Raw genomic sequence first — 19,118 nt, 5'->3', positions numbered from 1 at the left:
ACTGTCAAGGAAAATTATAGAATTACAAAAATGCGAAATCAAGGTTTTGCGGTCGTAAGATCTCGACTCTTTTTTTCTCCTTTCTTTACGCCTCGATATGTTTCAACATATCCTGAATAAAGATGCCGTACCCGGATGCCGGGTCGTTTACAAACACGTGGGTCACCGCCCCGACAAGCATCCCGTCCTGGATAATGGGGCTTCCGCTCATGCCCTGCACGATGCCTCCCGTCAGGTCAAGGAGCCTTTCGTCCGTCACCTCCAGCATGATCTTTTTGTTCGCTTCCCGGGCGTTTTTGTCGATGTTTGTAATACGGATCCCGTACTCCTCCACCTGCCCGCTGACCGCGCACCGTATGACCGCATCCCCCTCCCGGACCTCTTCCTCCTTCCTGGCCGGGGCAAGGGGCGTTGTATCCGGGAACAGCGTATCGGCGCGGTCCAGACGGCCGTAGATCCCGTCCTGGGTGTTCTTGGTAATGCGGCCGAGGATGTTGTAATTGTTGTAGATGATCACGCCCTCCATCCCGCCGGGCGTCCCGTCCTTCCCCCTGGTGATATCCCGGATGCTGGTCGTATAGAGGAGCCCTTCCGACGCGTCCAGAAGCTCCCCCGTGTCTGTATCCCGGATCCCGTGCCCGAGCGCGCCGAACTGGCTGTCCGCGCTCAGGAATGTGACGGTCCCAAGGCCCTGGGCATTGTCCCGCACCCAGATCCCCAGCTTGTATTCGTCCCGCTCACAGCGGACCGCCTTCATGCGTATCTCCATCTCCTGCCCGTCCCTGCGCACCCGCAGCACCACTTCCTCCTGCTCCAGGGCTGCCACTGCCTCCACCAGCTCGGACTTGCTGCGGATCCTGGTATCGTCAAGGCCGATGATATAGTCTCCCTCCTTCACGAGGCTGGCGGCCGGCTCATGTTCCTGCCCGTCCTCCCCCTCGATCTTCTCCGTGCCAAGGACCATCGCGCCTTCCGTCTCCAGGTAGATCCCCACAGGCATGCCGCCCGGGATCAGGAGCGTGCTGTCCGCCTCCGCCCCTGCCTCGCAGGTGAGCACAGCCCTGTTTCTTTCTATGAGATACCAGCTTCCACCGACGGACACTGTAAACAGGAGGATCATGATCAAAATGCGTCTGTACCAATATCGTCTCATACCATCGTCTCCACACTGCCGCTTCTCTCCGGCGTTTTGTCATTAGTATATGAAACGGCGTTCGTTTTACGCTGGTAAATACTGGTGTGTCACGACTCCCGGATGATCTCCTCGGCGATGCGTATCTTGCGCACGCAGCGGTCCATGGCGGATTTTTCGATGTAGCGGTGGGCGTCCGGTTCACGCATGTTTCTCTGATCCACGAGGATCCACTTTGCCCTGTCTATCGTCTGCTGCTCCTTCAGACGCTCTTTTGCGCGGCGCAGTTCCTCCTCCAGCTTGCGGATCTTCACCTGCACGGCGCAGAGCATCCGGACTGCACTGCAAAGTCCCTGCCGGGTCGTCGGCCTGGCCAGCGTGACGATGCCGTAGTTCTCTGTCTGCAGGGACACCTGTTCATACAGCTCCGCCTTCACAAGAAGGAGGATGCCCGCCGTGTACTGATGTGCGATATCAATGGATGCCTGCACGCCGAAGTCGTCCGTAAGCGGAGTGTTGACGATCAGGATGTCAAAAGGCTGGCTTACGAGCATCCGCTTGGCATCCCCCATGGAGGACACGCACACGGGATGCCTGTACTGCGGTCCGGGCAGCACGTCCCGGACCACGCCGGCCATTTTTTCAGACGCAGATACAACGAGAATGCGGTATGGATCCCTCTCTGCTGCCATGTGCTCTCACACTCCTTTATCTTCTGTGCAGTCCTATCTGTCTGTCTTTGGAAGGTTCCTGTACGCCTCCAGGTAAGCGGCCGGGAGCACGTCCCTCACAAGGGCGCTCCCCACGGCGCACTCCCACGCCTCCTCCCGGCTGCCGGGCAGTCTCTCAAGACCTCCCGTCACCTCCGGCCCCGCCGTGTACAGGTTCACGCTTACCGGATCCCTCAGGGGCAGTTCCCTCCGGATCCCGTCAAGACCTGCGTGGATGAGGAGCGCGAAGGCCAGGTACGGGTTGGCCGTCGGATCCGGGGAGCGCAGCTCAATGCGCTTCTTCCCGTTCTTCACAGCCGGGATGCGGATGAGCTGGGACCGGTTCTGGGGAGACCATGTCACATACCTGGGCGCCTTCTTCTCTCCCAGCCTGGCGTAGGAATCCACAGATGGATTGAGGAACAGCGTGATCTCCCGGATATGGTCCAGGATGCCGCTCATGAACAGCCCCGTCTTGTCCTCCCCGTCGCTGCTTTTCACTGACATATTGATATGCATGCCGTTGCCCGCATATTCCTTGACCGGTTTGGGCGAGAAATCCGCATACAGCCCGTTTCCCATAGCCGCCGTGCTCACCACCCACTTGAACGTAGCCGTGTTGTCCGCGGCAGTCAGCGCGTCGCTGTACTGAAAGTCGATCTCGTTCTGCCCAGGCCCCTCCTCGTGGTGGGACGCTTCCGGTTCGATCCCCATATCGATAAGGGTAAAGCAGATCTCCCGGCGGATGTTCTCCCCCTTGTCCTCCGGGGCCAGATCCATGTAGCCGGCCCGGTCAAAGGGGATCTTTGTGGCGCTTCCCCTCTCATCTGTCTCAAAGAGGTAGAACTCCACCTCTGTTCCGAAGTCCACCCGGATCCCCTCTGTGCGCGCCTGTTCTACCGCCTCTTTCAGAATGTATCTGCTGTCCTTCTCGTAGATCCGCCCGTCGGGATAGCGGATGTCGCAGTACATCCTGGCCACGCGGCCGGTGGAGGGACGCCACGGGACAATGGAGAAGGTGGACGGATCGGGGTGGAGGAAGAGGTCGCTCTCCACTTCGTCGCCGAAACCGGCCACCGCCGAGGCGTCAAAGGATATCCCTTCCCGGAAAGCCCGCTCCAGCTGCCCCTCCATGATCGAGATGTTTTTCTGTACGCCGAACACATCAAAATACGCCAGGCGGATGAACCGGACGTCCTCCTCCTCCACAAAGCGCATCACTTTTTCGTAATCATACTGTTCCATAGACGCTTCCTCCTTTTTAAAAATGAAAAAGGCGCCGCCAAAAGAAAGCCCCTCCCCGGAACCCCTTTTGATGAACGCCATTGTCCATTTCATAATATATGGAAAAATATAGCGGATTTCCACGCAGGTGTCAACTTTGTCCCGGCTCCCCCGTGGATTGTACGGAAATAAATACAAAAAATAATTTGACAAAGTCATGCCGGCGCTGTATAGTCGTAGGCAAAGAACGGCAACGGCGTCGCGGAAAGGATCTTTCTGTGCGCCGTTTTTTCTTTTACTTTGTGCATGCGGCAATGGAGTCGCTTTTCCACCCTGAGAATGGCCATATCGGGGTGGAGAAGTTCCACTGCCGCTCTTTTGTTCTAAAAAATAAAAAGGAGTTTGAGAGTCATGAGTACAGCAGCAGAAAAATTTGGTTCAATGGTTTTTGATGAGTCTGTCATGAAGGAACGCCTTCCAAAGGAGACCTTCAAGCAGCTTCAGCGTACAATGAAAGACGGAAGGAGCCTGGACATAAATATTGCCAACGTAGTCGCCAACGCCATGAAAGACTGGGCGATTGAAAAGGGAGTCACACACTACACCCACTGGTTCCAGCCCATGACAGGCATAACAGCCGAAAAGCACGACAGCTTCATCAGCCCGGATGTGGACGGAAAAGTCATCATGGAATTTTCCGGCAAAGAGCTGGTGCAGGGCGAGCCGGACGCCTCCTCCTTCCCGTCGGGAGGACTTCGGGCCACCTTTGAGGCCAGAGGATACACAGCCTGGGACCCCACAGCCTACGCCTTCATCAAGAACGGTGTCCTGTGCATCCCCACGGCCTTCTGCTCCTACAGCGGCCACGCGCTCGACAAGAAAACGCCTCTTTTGCGGAGCATGCAGGCCATCAACCGCCAGGCCCTCCGGGTTGTGCACCTCTTCGGAAATGAGGATGTGAAATCCGTAAAGACAACGGTAGGCCCGGAGCAGGAATATTTCCTGGTAGATAAAAAGTATTATGAGGAAAGAAAAGACCTGATCTACACCGGTAGAACGCTGTTCGGCGCACCGGCGCCCAAGGGGCAGGAACTGGAGGACCACTACTTCGGCACCATCAAATCCCGCGTCCAGGCATATATGAAGGAACTCAATGAAGAACTCTGGAAGCTGGGAATCCTGGCCAAGACAGAGCACAACGAGGTGGCTCCCGCACAGCACGAGCTGGCGCCCATCTTCACCACTACCAACATTGCCACAGACCACAACCAGCTGATGATGGAGCTGATGCAGCGGATCGCCAAGAAGCACGACCTTGTCTGCCTTCTCCACGAGAAGCCCTTTGAGGGCATCAACGGAAGCGGCAAGCACAACAACTGGTCTATCTCCACGGACACCGGCATCAATCTCCTTGAGCCCGGCGACACGCCCTCCGAGAATGCTCAGTTCCTCCTCTTCCTCTGCGCGGTCATCAAGGCTGTGGATGAGTACCAGGATCTCCTGCGCCTGTCCGCCGCTTCAGCCGGAAACGACCACAGACTGGGGGCAAACGAGGCGCCGCCGGCCGTCATCTCCATGTTCCTTGGCGATGAGCTAACCGAGGTCCTGAAAGCCATCGAAAATGACGAGGCATATGACGGCAAGGAAAAAGAGCTGATGCGTGTCGGCGTACACGTTCTTCCCAAGTTCCCCAAGGACTCCACAGACCGGAACAGGACATCACCCTTTGCCTTTACCGGAAATAAATTTGAGTTCCGTATGCTGGGCTCCTCCGCTTCCATCTCAGGCCCCAACGTGATCCTGAACACGGCGGTGGCAGAAGAGCTGAAGCAGTTCGCCGACATCCTGGAGAGCGCGGACGATTTCGAGACCGCCCTCCACGACCTGATACGGGATACGATCCGGGACCATAAGCGGATCATCTTCAACGGAAACGGCTACGATGACGCATGGCTTGAGGAGGCCGAAAAGAGAGGTCTTCTGAACCTGCGCACCACGCCGGATGCACTGCCCTGCTTCCTCCACGAGAAGAACGTGAAGCTGTTCACCTCCCACAAGGTGTTCAGCGAGGAAGAAATGCAGTCCCGCTATGAGATCATGATGGAAAATTACGTGAAGGTGCTGCACATCGAGGCCCTGACCATGGCCGAGATGGCTGAGCGGGATATCCTCCCGGCAGTCAGTGGATACGCACACTCACTCACAGACACTGTACTCGCAAAGCGCTCTCTCGGAGCGGAGATCGACACATCCTATGAATACAGCACAGTCAAGAAGATCTCCTCTCTCACTGCTTCCGCCTACGAGAAGCTGGAGACACTGAAGAGGGTTGTCAGCGAGGCAGGAACCATTTCCGATTTCGAGAAGGAGGCCTTCTACTACAGAGATATGGTCATCCCGGCCATGGACGCCCTCCGCGGCGATGTGGATCTGCTGGAGACCATGACAGACACATCTATATGGCCATTCCCGACTTACGGAAAGCTGCTCTTTGGCATCATCTAGGCAGAGCGCCTGATTTATAAAAATCAAATCCCGGAGGTAACATCTATGTGTTCAATCATGGGGTACTGTTCACCCAGTGCCGATCACGATCTATTCAAGGAGGGATTTGACCGCACCATCTCGAGAGGACCGGACGACAGCCGGATCATCGATACCGGCTTCGGCCTTCTCGGTTTTCACAGACTTGCGATCATGGGACTTACAGGAGAAGGGATGCAGCCCTTCTCCCTTTGCGGTCATACCCTTGTATGCAACGGAGAAATATATGGCTTCAGAAAAATGAAAAAAAAGCTGGAGGAGAAAGGCTATACCTTTAAGAGTGACAGCGACTGCGAAATCCTTCTCCCCCTCTACAAGGAATACGGGACAGACATGTTTGGCATGCTGGATGCAGAGTACGCTCTCATCCTCTTTGACGGCGACACGAGATCATACATAGCGGCAAGGGACCCCATCGGGATCCGCCCTCTCTACTATGGCTATGACAAAGACGGCGCCGCTATTTTCGCAAGCGAGGCCAAGAACCTGGTGGGACTGACCGATAAGATCATGCCCTTCCCGCCCGGACATTACTATAAGGACGGCGAATTCATCTGCTACCGCGATATCACTGCGGTTTCCTCTGTCTGTACGGATGACACGGAGGAGGTCTGCAGGAACATCCACGACAAGCTGGTGGAAGGCATCCGCAAGAGACTGGACGCGGACGCTCCCCTTGGCTTCCTCTTAAGCGGAGGCCTGGACTCCTCTCTCGTGTGCGCTGTGTCAGCCCGCATCCTTGGCCGCCCCATCCGCACTTTTGCCATCGGCATGAGTGAGGACGCCATTGACTTAAAGTACGCAAAGGAAGTGGCGGACTATATCGGCAGCGACCACACAGAGGTCATCATCACAAAGGAGGATGTGCTTCATGCCCTGCCGGATGTCATCAAAGCTCTCGGCACATTTGACATCACTACCATCCGCGCTTCCATGGGCATGTACCTTCTCTGCAGGGCCATCCACGAGAAGACAGATGTGCGGGTCCTCATGACAGGCGAGATCTCAGACGAGCTCTTCGGCTACAAATATACAGACTTCGCCCCCTCACCGGAGGCCTTCCAAAAAGAGTCTGTCAAGAGAGTCCACGAGCTCCACATGTACGATGTACTCCGGGCTGACCGGTGCATCAGCGTGAACTCCATGGAGGCCCGGGTACCCTTCGGCGACCTGGATTTTGTATCCTACGTCATGAGCGTGGACCCGGCAAAGAAGATGAACATCTACAACAAAGGAAAATATCTTCTCCGCCATGCCTTTGAGGGAGACTATCTCCCCCACGACATCCTGATGCGTGAGAAGGCCGCCTTCTCCGACGCAGTGGGCCACTCCATGGTGGATTATCTGAAGGAATACGCAGAGGGCTGCTATTCCGATGAAGAATTTGAAGAAAAACGGAAACAATATTCACATGCAGCTCCCTTCACAAAGGAGTCCCTCCTGTACCGGGAGATCTTTGAGAAGTACTATCCCGGACAGTCTGAGATGATCGTGGACTTCTGGATGCCCAACAAAGAGTGGGAAGGCTGCGATGTGGATGATCCTTCCGCAAGAGTACTCTCCAACTACGGAGCAAGCGGCGTTTAGACAAAAGCGCCGCAACACGAAAGGAGTTTTCTATATGAACCAGGAAAATCAAAATTTATATCAGAGCAGTTTTGAGCACGATGCCTGCGGCATCGGAGCTGTTGTCAGTATCGACGGCGTAAAGGAATACAAAATTCTGGACGACGCCCTTACGATCGTAGAAAAACTGGAACACCGCGCAGGCAAAGACGCTACTGGACAGGTTGGTGACGGAGTGGGAATCCTGACGCAGATTTCCCACTCTTTTTTTTCCAAGGCAGCCGCACAGATCGGCATCACTCTGGGAGACGAGCGGGACTACGGCGTGGGCATGTTCTTCTTCCCCCAGGACACGCTGAAGAGGAATTTCTCCCGCAAAATGTTTGAGGTCATCCTGGAGAAGGGGGGCCTTAAGCTCCTGGGCTGGAGAAATGTGCCGGTCCACCCGGAGATACTGGGCGACTACGCCAGAGAGCGCATGCCCTACATCATGCAGTGCTTTGTGGAGAGGCCGGCGGACTGCCCGAAGGGCATCGACTTTGACCGCCGTCTCTACATCGCCAGAAGAGAGTTCGAGCAGAGCTGCGAGGACACCTACGTGGCCTCCCTCTCCTCCCGCACCATCGTGTACAAGGGCATGTTCCTTGTGGGACAGCTCCGCCGGTTCTACGACGACCTGCAGGATACGGACTATCGCACGGCCATCGCCATGGTCCACTCCCGCTTCTCCACCAACACGACACCCAGCTGGGAGAGGGCTCACCCCAACCGCCTGATCCTCCACAACGGGGAGATCAACACCATCCGGGGCAACGCGGACCGCATGCTGGCCAGGGAGGAGACCATGCACTCTTCTGTCATCTCAGACGACATCGACAAGGTACTCCCGGTCATCGGCAGCAGCGGCTCTGACTCCGCCATGCTGGACAACACCCTGGAGTTCCTCTACATGAACGGTATGGACCTTCCCCTGGCCGTCATGATCACCATCCCGGAGCCCTGGAGGCATGACCGGTACATGGATGAGAAGAAAAAAGATTTCTACCACTACTACGCCACCATGATGGAGCCCTGGGACGGCCCTGCGGCCATCCTCTTCTCAGACGGAGATATCCTGGGCGCTGTGCTGGACCGGAACGGACTTCGTCCCTCCAGGTACTACATCACAGACGACCGGCACCTCATCCTCTCCTCCGAGGTGGGCGTGCTGGATCTCCCGGCGGAGCACGTGGTGGAGAAATCCAGGCTGCAGCCGGGAAAGATCCTCCTCGTGGACACGAAGAAGCAAAAACTCATCTCTGACGAGGAGTGCAAGGAGTACTACTCCACCCGCCAGCCCTACGGCGAGTGGCTGGACCTGAACCTGCTCTACTTAAAGGACATCCCGGTCCCCAACAAGAAGGTGCCGGTCCACAGTCAGGTGAGAAGGGATCAGCTCTACAAGGTCTTCGGCTACACCTACGAGGATGTGAAGGATGTGCTCCTTCCCATGGCGACAAACGGGTCCGAGGCCACGGCCTCCATGGGAACCGACATTCCCCTGGCTGTGCTGTCCGAGAAGCATCCGCCTCTCTCCCACTATTTCAAACAGCTCTTTGCCCAGGTGACCAACCCGCCCATTGACTCGCTCCGGGAGGAGATCGTCACAGACACCACCGTGTACATCGGCTCAGACGGAAACCTGCTGGAGGAGGAGAGCGGCAACTGTACGGTGCTGGAGGTGAAGAACCCCATCCTCACCGGCGTGGACATGATGAAGATCAAGTCCCTGGACCGGCCCGGATTTAAGAGTGCGGTAGTATCCCTGCTCTATTTCAAGAACACGTCCCTGGAGAAGGCGCTGGATCAGCTCTTTGTGAGCTGCGACCGGGCCTACACAAAGGGAGCCAACATCATCATCCTCTCCGACCGGGGCGTGGATGAGAACCATGTGGCCATCCCCTCTCTCCTGGCTGTCTCCGCCATGGAGCAGCACCTGATCCGGACAAAGAAGAGGACCGCTGTCTCCATCATCCTGGAGAGCGGCGAGCCAAGAGACGTGCACCAGTTCGCCGCCATCCTGGGCTACGGCGCCCGGGCTGTCAACCCCTATCTGGCCCACGAGTGCATTGCGGAGCTCATCGACAAGGGCATCCTGGACAAGGACTACCACACAGCTATCCACGACTACAACGAGGCTGTGCTCCACGGCATTGTAAAGATCGCGGCCAAGATGGGCATTTCCACCCTCCAGTCCTACCAGTCCGCCCAGATCTTCGAGGCTGTGGGCATCAGCAGGGAAGTCATAGACAAATACTTTACCAACACTGTCAGCCGGGTGGGCGGCATCAGCATGAAGGACATCAATGACGACGTGATCGCCCGCCACAACAAGGCCTTTGATCCGCTGGACCTGGGCGTGGATACCACGCTGGACAGCACCGGCTTCCACAGGCTGAGAAGCGGCGAGGACAAGGAGGACCACCTCTACAATCCCGCCACCATCATCGCCCTCCAGCAGGCCACACAGAACGGCGACTATGACAGGTTTAAGGAATATACGGCCATGGTGGACGACGAGACCCGTCCCCACACCCTGCGGGGTCTTCTGGCCTTCCAGTTCCCGGAGGACGGGGGCATCCCCATCGACGAGGTGGAGCCCGCCTCTGAGATTGTCAAGCACTTTAAGACAGGGGCCATGTCCTACGGCTCCATCTCCGAGGAGGCCCACGAGTGCATGGCCATTGCCATGAACCGGCTGGGCGGCAAGTCCAACTCAGGCGAGGGCGGCGAGAAGCCGGAGCGCCTTGGAACGGAGAAAAACAGCGCCATCAAGCAGGTGGCCTCCGGCCGCTTTGGCGTCACAAGCGAGTACCTGGTGAGCGCAAAGGAGATCCAGATCAAAATGGCCCAGGGCGCAAAGCCCGGAGAAGGCGGACATCTGCCCGGTAAGAAGGTATACCCCTGGATCGCAAAGACCCGCTACTCTACCCCAGGCGTGTCCCTGATCTCCCCTCCGCCTCACCACGATATCTACTCCATCGAGGATCTGGCGCAGCTCATCTACGACCTGAAGAACGCCAACAGAAAGGCCCGGATCGCTGTCAAACTGGTGTCCGAGGCAGGCGTCGGCACCATCGCCTCCGGCGTGGCCAAGGCAGGCGCCCAGGTTGTGCTCATCTCCGGCTACGACGGAGGTACAGGAGCTGCGCCCCAGAGCTCCATCCATCACGCGGGACTTCCCTGGGAGCTGGGCCTTGCGGAGACACACCAGACGCTGATCCAGAACCACTTGAGGAGCCGTGTAGTCATCGAGACAGACGGCAAGCTCATGAGCGGCCGGGATGTGGCCATTGCCGCCCTGCTTGGCGCTGAGGAGTTCGGCTTTGCCACTGCTCCCCTTGTGACCATGGGCTGCATGATGATGCGTGTCTGCAATCTGGACACCTGCCCTGTGGGCGTTGCCACCCAAAACGAGTGCCTGCGCAAGCGCTTCAAGGGCAAACCGGAGTATGTCATGAACTTCATGCTCTTCATTGCCCAGGAGCTGCGGGAGATCATGGCAAAGCTTGGCTTCCGCACTCTCTCTGAGATGGTGGGACACACGGAATGTCTGAAGGTGAGGGAGAACTGTACGATCCCGAGAGCGAAAAAGGTAGACCTCTCAAGGATCCTCTGCTCCTCCCCGGAGGGCAGCGCAGTTCACTTCAACCCGGAGGATGTCTTTGACTTTGAGCTGGAGAAGACCGTGGACGAGGCCATTCTTCTGCCCCGCTTTGAGAAGGCGCTGAAGACTGGCAGGAAACACAGTGAGAGCATCCGGGTAAACAGCGTGAACCGCTCTGTCGGAACCATCCTGGGATCCGAGATCACGGCTGCCTTCAAGGATACGCTCAAGGATGACACCTTCAAGGTACACTGCACCGGAGGCGGCGGACAGTCCTTCGGCGCCTTTATCCCCAAGGGTCTGACCATGACGCTGGAGGGAGACGCCAACGACTACTTCGGCAAGGGCCTGTCAGGCGGAAAGCTGATCGTGTATCCGTCCAGACACAGCACTTTTAAGGCCTCCGAGAACATCATAATCGGAAACGTGGCCCTCTACGGCGCCACATCAGGAAAGGCCTATGTCTGCGGCGTGGCCGGCGAGCGCTTCTGCGTCCGCAACTCCGGTGCCACAGCGGTGGCCGAGGGCTGCGGCGACCACGGTCTGGAGTACATGACGGGAGGCTGCGCGGTCATCCTTGGAAAGACCGGCAAAAACTTTGCCGCGGGCATGAGCGGCGGCACAGCCTACGTGCTGGATATGGATCATCAGCTCTACAAAAAGCTGAACAAGGATATGGTGACCATGTCTGAGGTGACAGAAAAGCACGACATCGCCGAGCTGAAAAATATACTGAAGGACTACGAGAAGGAGACCTCTTCCGCTCTGGCAAAGGATATCCTTGAGCATTTCGGAGACTACCTGCCGGGATTTAAGAAGATCCTTCCCAACGATTACCAGCGCATGCTCCACGCCATCAGCAAGTACGAGGAGAAGGGTCTCTCCCACGAAGACGCGGCGCTGGAAGCATTTTACGAGATCCAGAAATAGTCCAAAGGAGGAAGACTGACTATGGGAAAACCAACTGGTTTTTTAGAATATAAAAGAATGGATAATTCATCCTGTGCTCCGGAGGAGCGCATCAAGAATTTCAATGAATTTCATCCCCCTCTTTCCCCTGAGGAAAGAAGGCTCCAGGGGGCACGCTGCATGAACTGCGGCGTTCCCTTCTGCCAGTCTGCACTGCAGCTGAAAGGCATGGTGACAGGCTGTCCGCTCCACAATCTGATCCCGGAGTGGAACGACGAGGTGTTTCACGGGAATTACTCCCAGGCGCTCTCCCGCCTGCGCAAGACCAGCAGCTTCCCGGAATTTACCGGGAGAGTCTGCCCGGCTCTGTGCGAAAAGGCCTGTGTGTGCGGCATGAACGACGATCCGGTCACCATCCGCGACAATGAGCTCTTCATTATAGAGACAGGTTTTGCCGAGGGAAATATGAAGCCCCGCATCCCGGCGGTGCGCACGGACAAGAAGGTGGCCGTGGTTGGGTCCGGTCCCGCCGGCCTGGCAGCCGCCGACCAGCTGGGCCAGAGAGGCCATCATGTGACTGTCTTTGAGAGGGAGGACCGTGTGGGAGGGCTCCTCATGTACGGCATCCCCAACATGAAGCTGGACAAATCCATCGTGCAGCGCCGGGTGGATCTTATGACTGCGGAGGGCATAGAGTTCGTGACCGGAGCCAACATCGGCGCCGACATCCCGGCACAGAAGCTGCTGGAGGAGTACGACGCTGTGGTCCTGTGCTGCGGCTCCAAGAGAGCCAGGGACCTAAACGGTGAGGGCCGTCAGGCGGAGGGCATCTACTTTGCCGTGGACTTCCTCACAAGGGCCACAAAGCACCTGCTGGACGGCACTCCCTGGGTGTCTGCAAAGGGCAAAAAGGTCATCATCGTGGGCGGTGGAGACACCGGCAACGACTGCGTGGGAACCTGCATCCGCCAGGGCTGCGCCTCTGTCACACAGATCGAGATGATGCCCAAGGCCCCGGATGAGCGCACCCCATCCAATCCCTGGCCGGAGTGGCCCAAAATCTGCAAGACCGATTACGGGCAGGAGGAGGCCATCTACTGCTTTGGCCACGATCCCCGGATCTACGAGACGACCATCAAGGAGTTCCTGACAGACGACAAAAACCAGCTCACAGGAGTGAAAACGGTGAAGCTCGCCTTCAAGGACGGGAAAATGACAGAGGTAGAGGGAAGTGAAGAGATACTGGAGGCAGACCTGCTCCTCATCGCGGCAGGCTTTACCGGATGTGAGTCCTACGTGTCAGACGCCTTCCAGCTTGACCTTACGCCAAGAGGCGTGGCCGCCACTGCCCCCTCCTCCTACAGGACAAACACAGAGAAGGTGTTCGCCGCAGGGGATATGCACAGAGGTCAGTCCCTCGTCGTCTGGGCCATCGCGGAAGGCCGGGAGTGCGCCAGAGAAGTGGACGAGTACCTGATGGGGTATACGAATATGTAAGCTGTCTGGGCAGAAAATCATAGCTATTCAAAAAATGTTTCCATAAGCACATTGACAAAAGATATTTTTCTTACTATACTGAGGATGAAAAGAAGCATTGCATATCGGATCAAAACCGATGTGGCAGCTCTTAAGCTAAAGTGTTATGTGCGTCTTGAATGACGCGAACGCCCACCTTGCTTGGCAGAGCGGATGGGCGTTTTCCTTTGCCGGAATATCATTTTACTTCCCGCTTCCGCTGCGGGCCAGTTCTTTCATCTCCCTCGCGTTCTCGAGAACCGCGTCCGTGATCTTCGCGCCTCCCAGTATCCGGGCCAGCTCCTCCACAGACTCCCCGTCTGTGAGCTGCCGGATACCCGTGCGGGTGCGGCCATCTTCCACTGTCTTCTCGATCAGGTAGTGGGCGTCGGCCTGCGCTGCGATCTGGGCCAGGTGCGTGATGCAGATCACCTGGTGGGTCCTGCCGATGACCGCCATCTTCTCAGACACCTTCTGGGCCGTCCGGCCGCTGATCCCCACATCGATCTCATCAAAGATAAGGGTCGGGATGTCGTCCCGGTCCGCCATCACTGTCTTGATGGCCAGCATGATCCGGGACAGCTCGCCCCCCGAAGCCACCTCGCAGAGCGGCAGCAGCGGCTCTCCCGGGTTCATGGAGATCAGGTAGGCCGCGTCATCCTTGCCGTTCGCCGTGTACTCCGGCAGCTCAGAAAAACTGATCTCAAACCGCACGTCGGCGAAATTGAGATCCTGCAGTCCCTCCGTGATCTGCTCTGCAAAGCGAAGGCTCATCTCCCTGCGGATCCTGGAGAGGGTGCTTGTATGCATCTCCAGATGCTTCAGGGATTTCTCATATTTCTCCTTCAGCTCCTCCAGATATCGGTCATAGTCCTCCAGAACAAGAAGCCTGCTTTTCTTCTCCTCACAGTAGGCCCGGATCTCCTCCACCGTATGGCCGTACTTCGTCTTCAGCCGGTTGATCTCATTGAGCCGGCTCTCCGTCCGGGCATACTCCTCATCCGAAAATTCCAGTCCTTTTTCATAGTCGGCCAGCTCCCGGTTGAAGTCATTGAGCAGGCTGTCCACCTCCAGGAGCTGGTCGTAGAGGGCCCTGGCCCCCTCGTCCAGGCCGGCCGCATCGGACAGGCAGCGGGCCGCCCGGCTCAGGGCGTCGCTGGCGCTTCCGGATCCCTCGCTCGTATATGCATGCGCCTCGTGGACCCCCTCTGCGATCCGCCTGCTGTTCACCATGCGGCGGTACAGTTCCTCCAGCTCTTCATCCTCGCCGTCCTGCAGGCCTGCCTCCTCGATCTCCCGGATCTCAAACGCCAGAAAAGCGGCTTCCTTGGCCCGCTCCGCCTCGTCGCTGTCAGCCTCCTGCAGTTCCTTTGCCCATTTCCGGTACTGTGCAAAAGAGGCCCGCACGTTCTCCTTCGCCTCCCGGACCGCATCGGACGCGAAGGTGTCCAGAAGCTCCAGCTGGCGTTTCTTATAGAGGAGGGACTGGTGCTCATGCTGTCCGTGGATGTCGATGAGAACCCCGGCCACTTCCTTAAGAAGGGCGATGGGCACGGTCTCGCCGTTGATCTTGCTCGTGCTTCGCCCCTCCATCAGGCGGCGGCTTAAGACGACCGTCCCGTCTTCCGGGAAAACGTCCAGCTCGTTCAGACGTCTCTCCTGCTTTTCATCCTCCACGGTAAAGGTCAGTTCCACCAGCCCGTACTGCGCCCCCTTGCGCAGGATATCCGTGGAGTATCTCGCCCCGAGAGCAAGACTGACCGAACCGAGGATGATGGACTTCCCCGCTCCGGTCTCTCCTGTCAGTATATTCAGCCCTCTTTGGAAATCAATCTCCACTTCATCGATGAGAGCCAGGTTCTTTACGTGCAAATTCTGTAACATACAGCCTCCTGTCCCTTTATGAGACGATCTTCTTGATCTTGTCCATGACGGACACAGTATCCTCCTCGCTTCGCACCACGCAGATGATCGTGTCATCCCCGGCGACGCTTCCTATGATCTCCTTCCACTCCATGGCGTCCAGCGCGGCACACACGGCGTTTGCCATGCCTACGACAGTCCTGATGACGAGGATGTTCTGCGCCTTGTCCATGGATGCAAACCCGTCCCGGAGCACACGGATATACTTCTCGCTCATCTTTGTCTCCGCCTGCTGATGCACGGCATAGCGCTGCTTCCCGTCGTCCGTCGGCACCTTCGTGAGCTTCAGGTCCCGGATATCCCTGGACACCGTGGCCTGGGTCACTTTAAACCCCTCCCGGTTCAGGTAGTCTGCAAGTTCCTCCTGCGTCTCGATATGGTATTTGTTGATCAGTTCTACTATCTTCGCGTGTCGGTTGATCTTCATAGTCTAATTCCCTTTCATTTTTCTGCGCAGTATTTCAAGAAAGCTGACTTTGTTCAGCTTGATGAGCCTGGTCACATGGCGGGACTTGCGGATCCGAACCCTGTCGCCGGTCCGCAGGACCACGGTGTCCGCCCCGTCAAAGGCGACGCACACCTCCTGCTCCTTCCCGTTGCGCCCCTCCCCGATCTCGATCACGATCTCATCCTCCGCCGAGAGGACGATGCTGCTCGTGTTGAGGGCGTGGGAACAGATAGGCGTCATGACCATCAGCTCGGCTGTGGGCTCCACCACCGGCCCCCCTGCGGACAGGTTGTAGGCCGTGGATCCGGTAGGCGTGGAGACGATGATCCCGTCCGCCTCGTAGGCGTTCAGAAAAGCGCCGTTCACATACAGGTTGAAACGGATGAGCCGCAGGTCCCCCTTTCTGGAAACCACGATGTCGTTGAGCGCCACATCCGGCTCTCCGCCCGGGAAAATGCCCTCCAGCATCATCCGCTCCTCTATGGCAAAGTCTCCTGCCAGGATCCGGCTCACCGCCTCCCCGATCCGGGATGGCTCCACTTCCGTCAGGTAACCCAGGGTGCCCATATTGACGCCCAGGATCGGCACCTCGCTCTTCAGAAGCCTCGCCACCTCGATGAGGCTTCCGTCCCCGCCGATGACAATGGCGCAGTCCACATCCTGCGGCACCGAGGAGGGGATGATGTTCTTCTCCGCGTCTTTCCTGGCCAGGATGCACGTCTTTCCCTCCTGCTCCAGCAGGCGGCAGATCTGCCGGGTCACGGCTCCGTCCCTGTCTTTTCCGTCGTTCGTCACAATGTAAAACCGTTCCATAAGCTACCCCCGCAATGTCTCAAATGCTTCCGCCACGACGTTCCGCGCACAGATCGAATCCGCGGCTGCCGCTTCCTGCTGGCTGCATTTTTCCAGCTGGACCAGATACTCGATATTGCCCTCCGGTCCTTTGACCGGCGAAAAGGTGAGATCCAGGACCCTGAATCCGATGGACACGGCATAGTCCATCACTTTTCCGATCACTTCCAGATGGGTTTCCGGATCCCGGACGACTCCTTTTTTGCCGACCTTCTCCCGGCCCGCCTCAAACTGGGGCTTGATGAGGGCTACGATCTGCCCTTCGTCCCGCAGATAGTCGCGGATGGGCTCCAGCACTTTTGTCAGGGATATGAAAGACACGTCGATGGAGGAAAAATCAATGGGTTCTCCAAGATCCTCCGGCTTCACATAGCGGATGTTCGTCTTTTCCATGCAGACGACTCTTTCGTCCTGCCGCAGCTTCCAGTCCAACTGCCCTCTCCCCACGTCGATGGCAAAGACTTTCACTGCCCCGTTCTGCAGCATGCAGTCCGTGAATCCGCCGGTGGAGGATCCCACATCGGTGCAGACCTTCCCCTCCACGGACACGTCAAACTCCCGGATCGCCTTCTCCAGCTTCAGGCCGCCCCGGCTGACGTAGGGGAGTGTATGTCCCCGGACTTCGATGCTGACGTCATCGGAAAAGGTCGTGCCGGCCTTGTCTTCCTTCTGTCCGTCCACATAGACGATGCCGGACATGATGATGGCCTTCGCCTTCTCCCGCGACCCGGCCAGGTTTCTCTTTACAAGCAGTACATCCAGGCGTTCTTTCATGATCTGTCTCCTATATATTCCGTAATGATGCGCTTCGTCATGGACTCTGCGTCCAGCAGCACTTCCCTGCGCAGCACGTCCACGCTCCCATGCTCGATGTAGTCGTCCGGGAGGGCGAGATTGAGCACTTTCACCGGAAGGCCGCGGGAGGAGACGTACTCTGTCACCTGCTCGCCAAAGCCGCCGCAGAGGACGTTTTCCTCAATGGTCACGAGAAGCCGGTGCTTCTTTGCAAGCTCCCCGATCATCTCTGTGTCAAGGGGCTTGACAAACCGCGCGTTGACAAGGCTGCAGCCGTATCCTGTCTCCCGGATGAGGCGGCGGGTCTTCACAGCCTCCTCAAACATATGGCCCACGCTCACAAGGGCGATATCCCCCTCCTCATAGACATACTCGCTCTTCCCGTAACGGACTGGCGGACGGAAGGACTCGTAGCCGTCGTAGGCTGTCCCCCTTGGATAGCGGACCGCCACCGGGCCGTCGCACTCCTCCACGGCAAACCGGAGCATGTCAGCCAGCTCCCAGCGGTTCTTGGGCGAGAGCACCGTCATGTTTGGGATGCTCCCCAGGTAGGACAGGTCAAAGATCCCCTGGTGGGTCTCCCCGTCGCTTCCCACAAGGCCGGCCCGGTCCACAGCGAACACAACCGGCAGGTTCTGCAGCCCCACATCATGGATGATCTGGTCATATCCTCTCTGCAGGAAGGAGGAATACACGGCAAATACGGGCTTGATCCCTCCCGCGGCAAGGCCGGCCGCAAAGGTGACCGCATGCCCTTCCGCGATCCCCACATCGAAGAAGCGCTTCGGGAACCGGCGCCGGAATTCCGAAAGCCCGGTGCCGTCCGCCATGGCAGCCGTGATGACCGCCACATGCGGGTTCCGCCTGCCGATGTCGCACATCACTTTGGAGAACACATCCGTGTAGGAATCCTTCTCCTTCGCAGCCGCCGGCTCTCCTGTCTCAATGTCAAAGGGGCCTGTGCCGTGGAACCGGGCCGGGTTTTCCTCCGCCGGACCGTAGCCCTTCCCCTTTCTGGTCAGGACGTGGAGCAGGACCGGCCCCTCCACCTTCTTCGCCTCCCGCAGGGCGCGGCACAGCATGCCGATGTCATGGCCCGGGACCGGGCCGAGATACGTGATGCCCATATCCTCAAAAAGCATGCCCGGCACAACGAGCTGCTTGATGCTGTTCTTTGTCCTGCGGATCTGCTCGATGATGGAGTCCCCCGCCACCGGGATCTTGTGGAGCGTGTTTGTCACGCCTTTCTTGAGCCCTGTGTAGAGGTCCGCTGTCCGCAGCCTGGCCAGGTAATCCGACATGCCCCCCACATTCTCGGAGATGGACATGTGGTTGTCGTTGAGCACAATGATAAAATTCGTCTTGATCTGCGCGGCGTTGTTGAGGGCCTCGTACGCCATGCCGCCGGTCATGGCCCCGTCGCCGATGACGGAGATGACATGGTAGTCCTCCCCCAGCAGATCGCGGGCTTTCACGTAGCCCAGGCCCGCGGAGATGGAGGTGGAGCTGTGGCCCGTGTCAAAGGCATCGCAGTCGCTCTCCTTGCGCTTCGGGAAGCCGCTCATGCCGCCGTACTTGCGCAGCCCGTCAAACCCGGCCCTGCGCCCTGTCAGGATCTTGTGGGTGTAGGACTGGTGCCCCACATCCCAGATCATCTTGTCCTCCGGTAGATGGAAGACCCGGTGCATGGCGATGGTGAGCTCCACCACGCCCAGGTTGGAGGCCAGGTGGCCGCCTGTCCGGCTGATCTTCTCGATCAGGAACTGCCGGATCTCCCGCGCCAGCTCCTCCAGCTCCTCCTCCTTCAGGTTCTTTATATCATTTTCTCTTTCGATCTTATCCAACAACATATGC

At 57.8% G+C, this 19,118-nt stretch carries 12 protein-coding genes; 4 read left to right on the top strand and 8 right to left on the bottom strand.

All coding sequences use genetic code 11. From position 1 onward, the window contains the following. Positions 1-85: 85 nt before the first annotated feature. The 3 genes from spoIVB to H6A20_RS01895 all read right to left on the bottom strand — a co-directional run bounded on the left by spoIVB (position 86) and on the right by H6A20_RS01895 (position 3,087). Positions 86-1,153, bottom strand: coding sequence for a SpoIVB peptidase (gene spoIVB, locus H6A20_RS01905; protein ID WP_204905471.1), 1,068 nt, complete (start codon positions 1,151-1,153; stop codon positions 86-88). Between the two features lie 89 nt (positions 1,154-1,242). After that, positions 1,243-1,824, bottom strand: a complete 582-nt coding sequence (locus H6A20_RS01900; RefSeq protein WP_204905470.1) for an ANTAR domain-containing response regulator — start codon at positions 1,822-1,824, stop codon at positions 1,243-1,245. 33 nt (positions 1,825-1,857) lie between these two features. Next, complete coding sequence (locus H6A20_RS01895) at positions 1,858-3,087, bottom strand: glutamine synthetase family protein (protein ID WP_204905469.1); 1,230 nt, start codon at positions 3,085-3,087, stop codon at positions 1,858-1,860. 390 nt (positions 3,088-3,477) lie between these two features. On the opposite strand from H6A20_RS01895, the gene H6A20_RS01890 reads away from it, so the two are divergent. The 4 genes from H6A20_RS01890 to H6A20_RS01875 are packed head-to-tail and all read left to right on the top strand — an operon-like array spanning position 3,478 to position 13,228. Further along, complete coding sequence (locus H6A20_RS01890; protein WP_204905468.1) at positions 3,478-5,571, top strand: glutamine synthetase III family protein; 2,094 nt, start codon at positions 3,478-3,480, stop codon at positions 5,569-5,571. A 45-nt stretch (positions 5,572-5,616) separates the two neighbouring features. After that, a complete protein-coding gene (gene asnB / locus H6A20_RS01885) occupies positions 5,617-7,197 on the top strand; it encodes an asparagine synthase B (protein WP_076777484.1) in 1,581 nt (526 codons plus the stop codon). A 34-nt stretch (positions 7,198-7,231) separates the two neighbouring features. Further along, positions 7,232-11,752 carry a glutamate synthase large subunit gene (gene gltB, locus H6A20_RS01880; RefSeq protein WP_204905467.1) on the top strand — a complete coding sequence of 1,507 codons (4,521 nt, stop codon included), beginning with the start codon at positions 7,232-7,234 and terminating at the stop codon, positions 11,750-11,752. Between the two features lie 21 nt (positions 11,753-11,773). Further along, the gene (locus tag H6A20_RS01875) at positions 11,774-13,228 is read left to right on the top strand and encodes a glutamate synthase subunit beta (RefSeq protein ID WP_204905466.1); all 1,455 of its coding nucleotides are present in this window, start codon (positions 11,774-11,776) and stop codon (positions 13,226-13,228) included. Positions 13,229-13,450: 222 nt separating this feature from the next. On the opposite strand, the gene recN is transcribed toward H6A20_RS01875, so the two are convergent. The 5 genes from recN to dxs are packed head-to-tail and all read right to left on the bottom strand — an operon-like array spanning position 13,451 to position 19,114. Beyond that, positions 13,451-15,130 carry a DNA repair protein RecN gene (gene recN / locus H6A20_RS01870; RefSeq protein ID WP_204905465.1) on the bottom strand — a complete coding sequence of 560 codons (1,680 nt, stop codon included), beginning with the start codon at positions 15,128-15,130 and terminating at the stop codon, positions 13,451-13,453. Between the two features lie 16 nt (positions 15,131-15,146). Continuing rightward, positions 15,147-15,596 carry an arginine repressor gene (argR, locus tag H6A20_RS01865; RefSeq protein WP_204905464.1) on the bottom strand — a complete coding sequence of 150 codons (450 nt, stop codon included), beginning with the start codon at positions 15,594-15,596 and terminating at the stop codon, positions 15,147-15,149. Between the two features lie 3 nt (positions 15,597-15,599). Next, positions 15,600-16,430, bottom strand: coding sequence for an NAD(+)/NADH kinase (locus H6A20_RS01860; RefSeq protein ID WP_204905463.1), 831 nt, complete (start codon positions 16,428-16,430; stop codon positions 15,600-15,602). A gap of 3 nt (positions 16,431-16,433) precedes the next feature. After that, positions 16,434-17,243: a TlyA family RNA methyltransferase gene (locus H6A20_RS01855; protein ID WP_204905462.1), complete on the bottom strand. Its 810-nt coding sequence runs from the start codon at positions 17,241-17,243 to the stop codon at positions 16,434-16,436. After that, positions 17,240-19,114 (bottom strand): 1-deoxy-D-xylulose-5-phosphate synthase, encoded by a 1,875-nt coding sequence (gene dxs, locus H6A20_RS01850; RefSeq protein WP_204905461.1) that lies wholly within the window; start codon positions 19,112-19,114, stop codon positions 17,240-17,242. Before dxs ends, H6A20_RS01855 begins: the two co-directional genes overlap by 4 nt. Between the last annotated feature and the right edge of the window lie 4 nt (positions 19,115-19,118).

The sequence above is a fragment of the Mordavella massiliensis genome (assembly GCF_016901695.1).
Lineage (GTDB): Bacteria > Bacillota > Clostridia > Lachnospirales > Lachnospiraceae > Claveliimonas > Claveliimonas massiliensis_A.
Note: the sequence above shows the minus strand (reverse complement) of the source record. Positions and strands in the feature narration are given on the sequence as shown.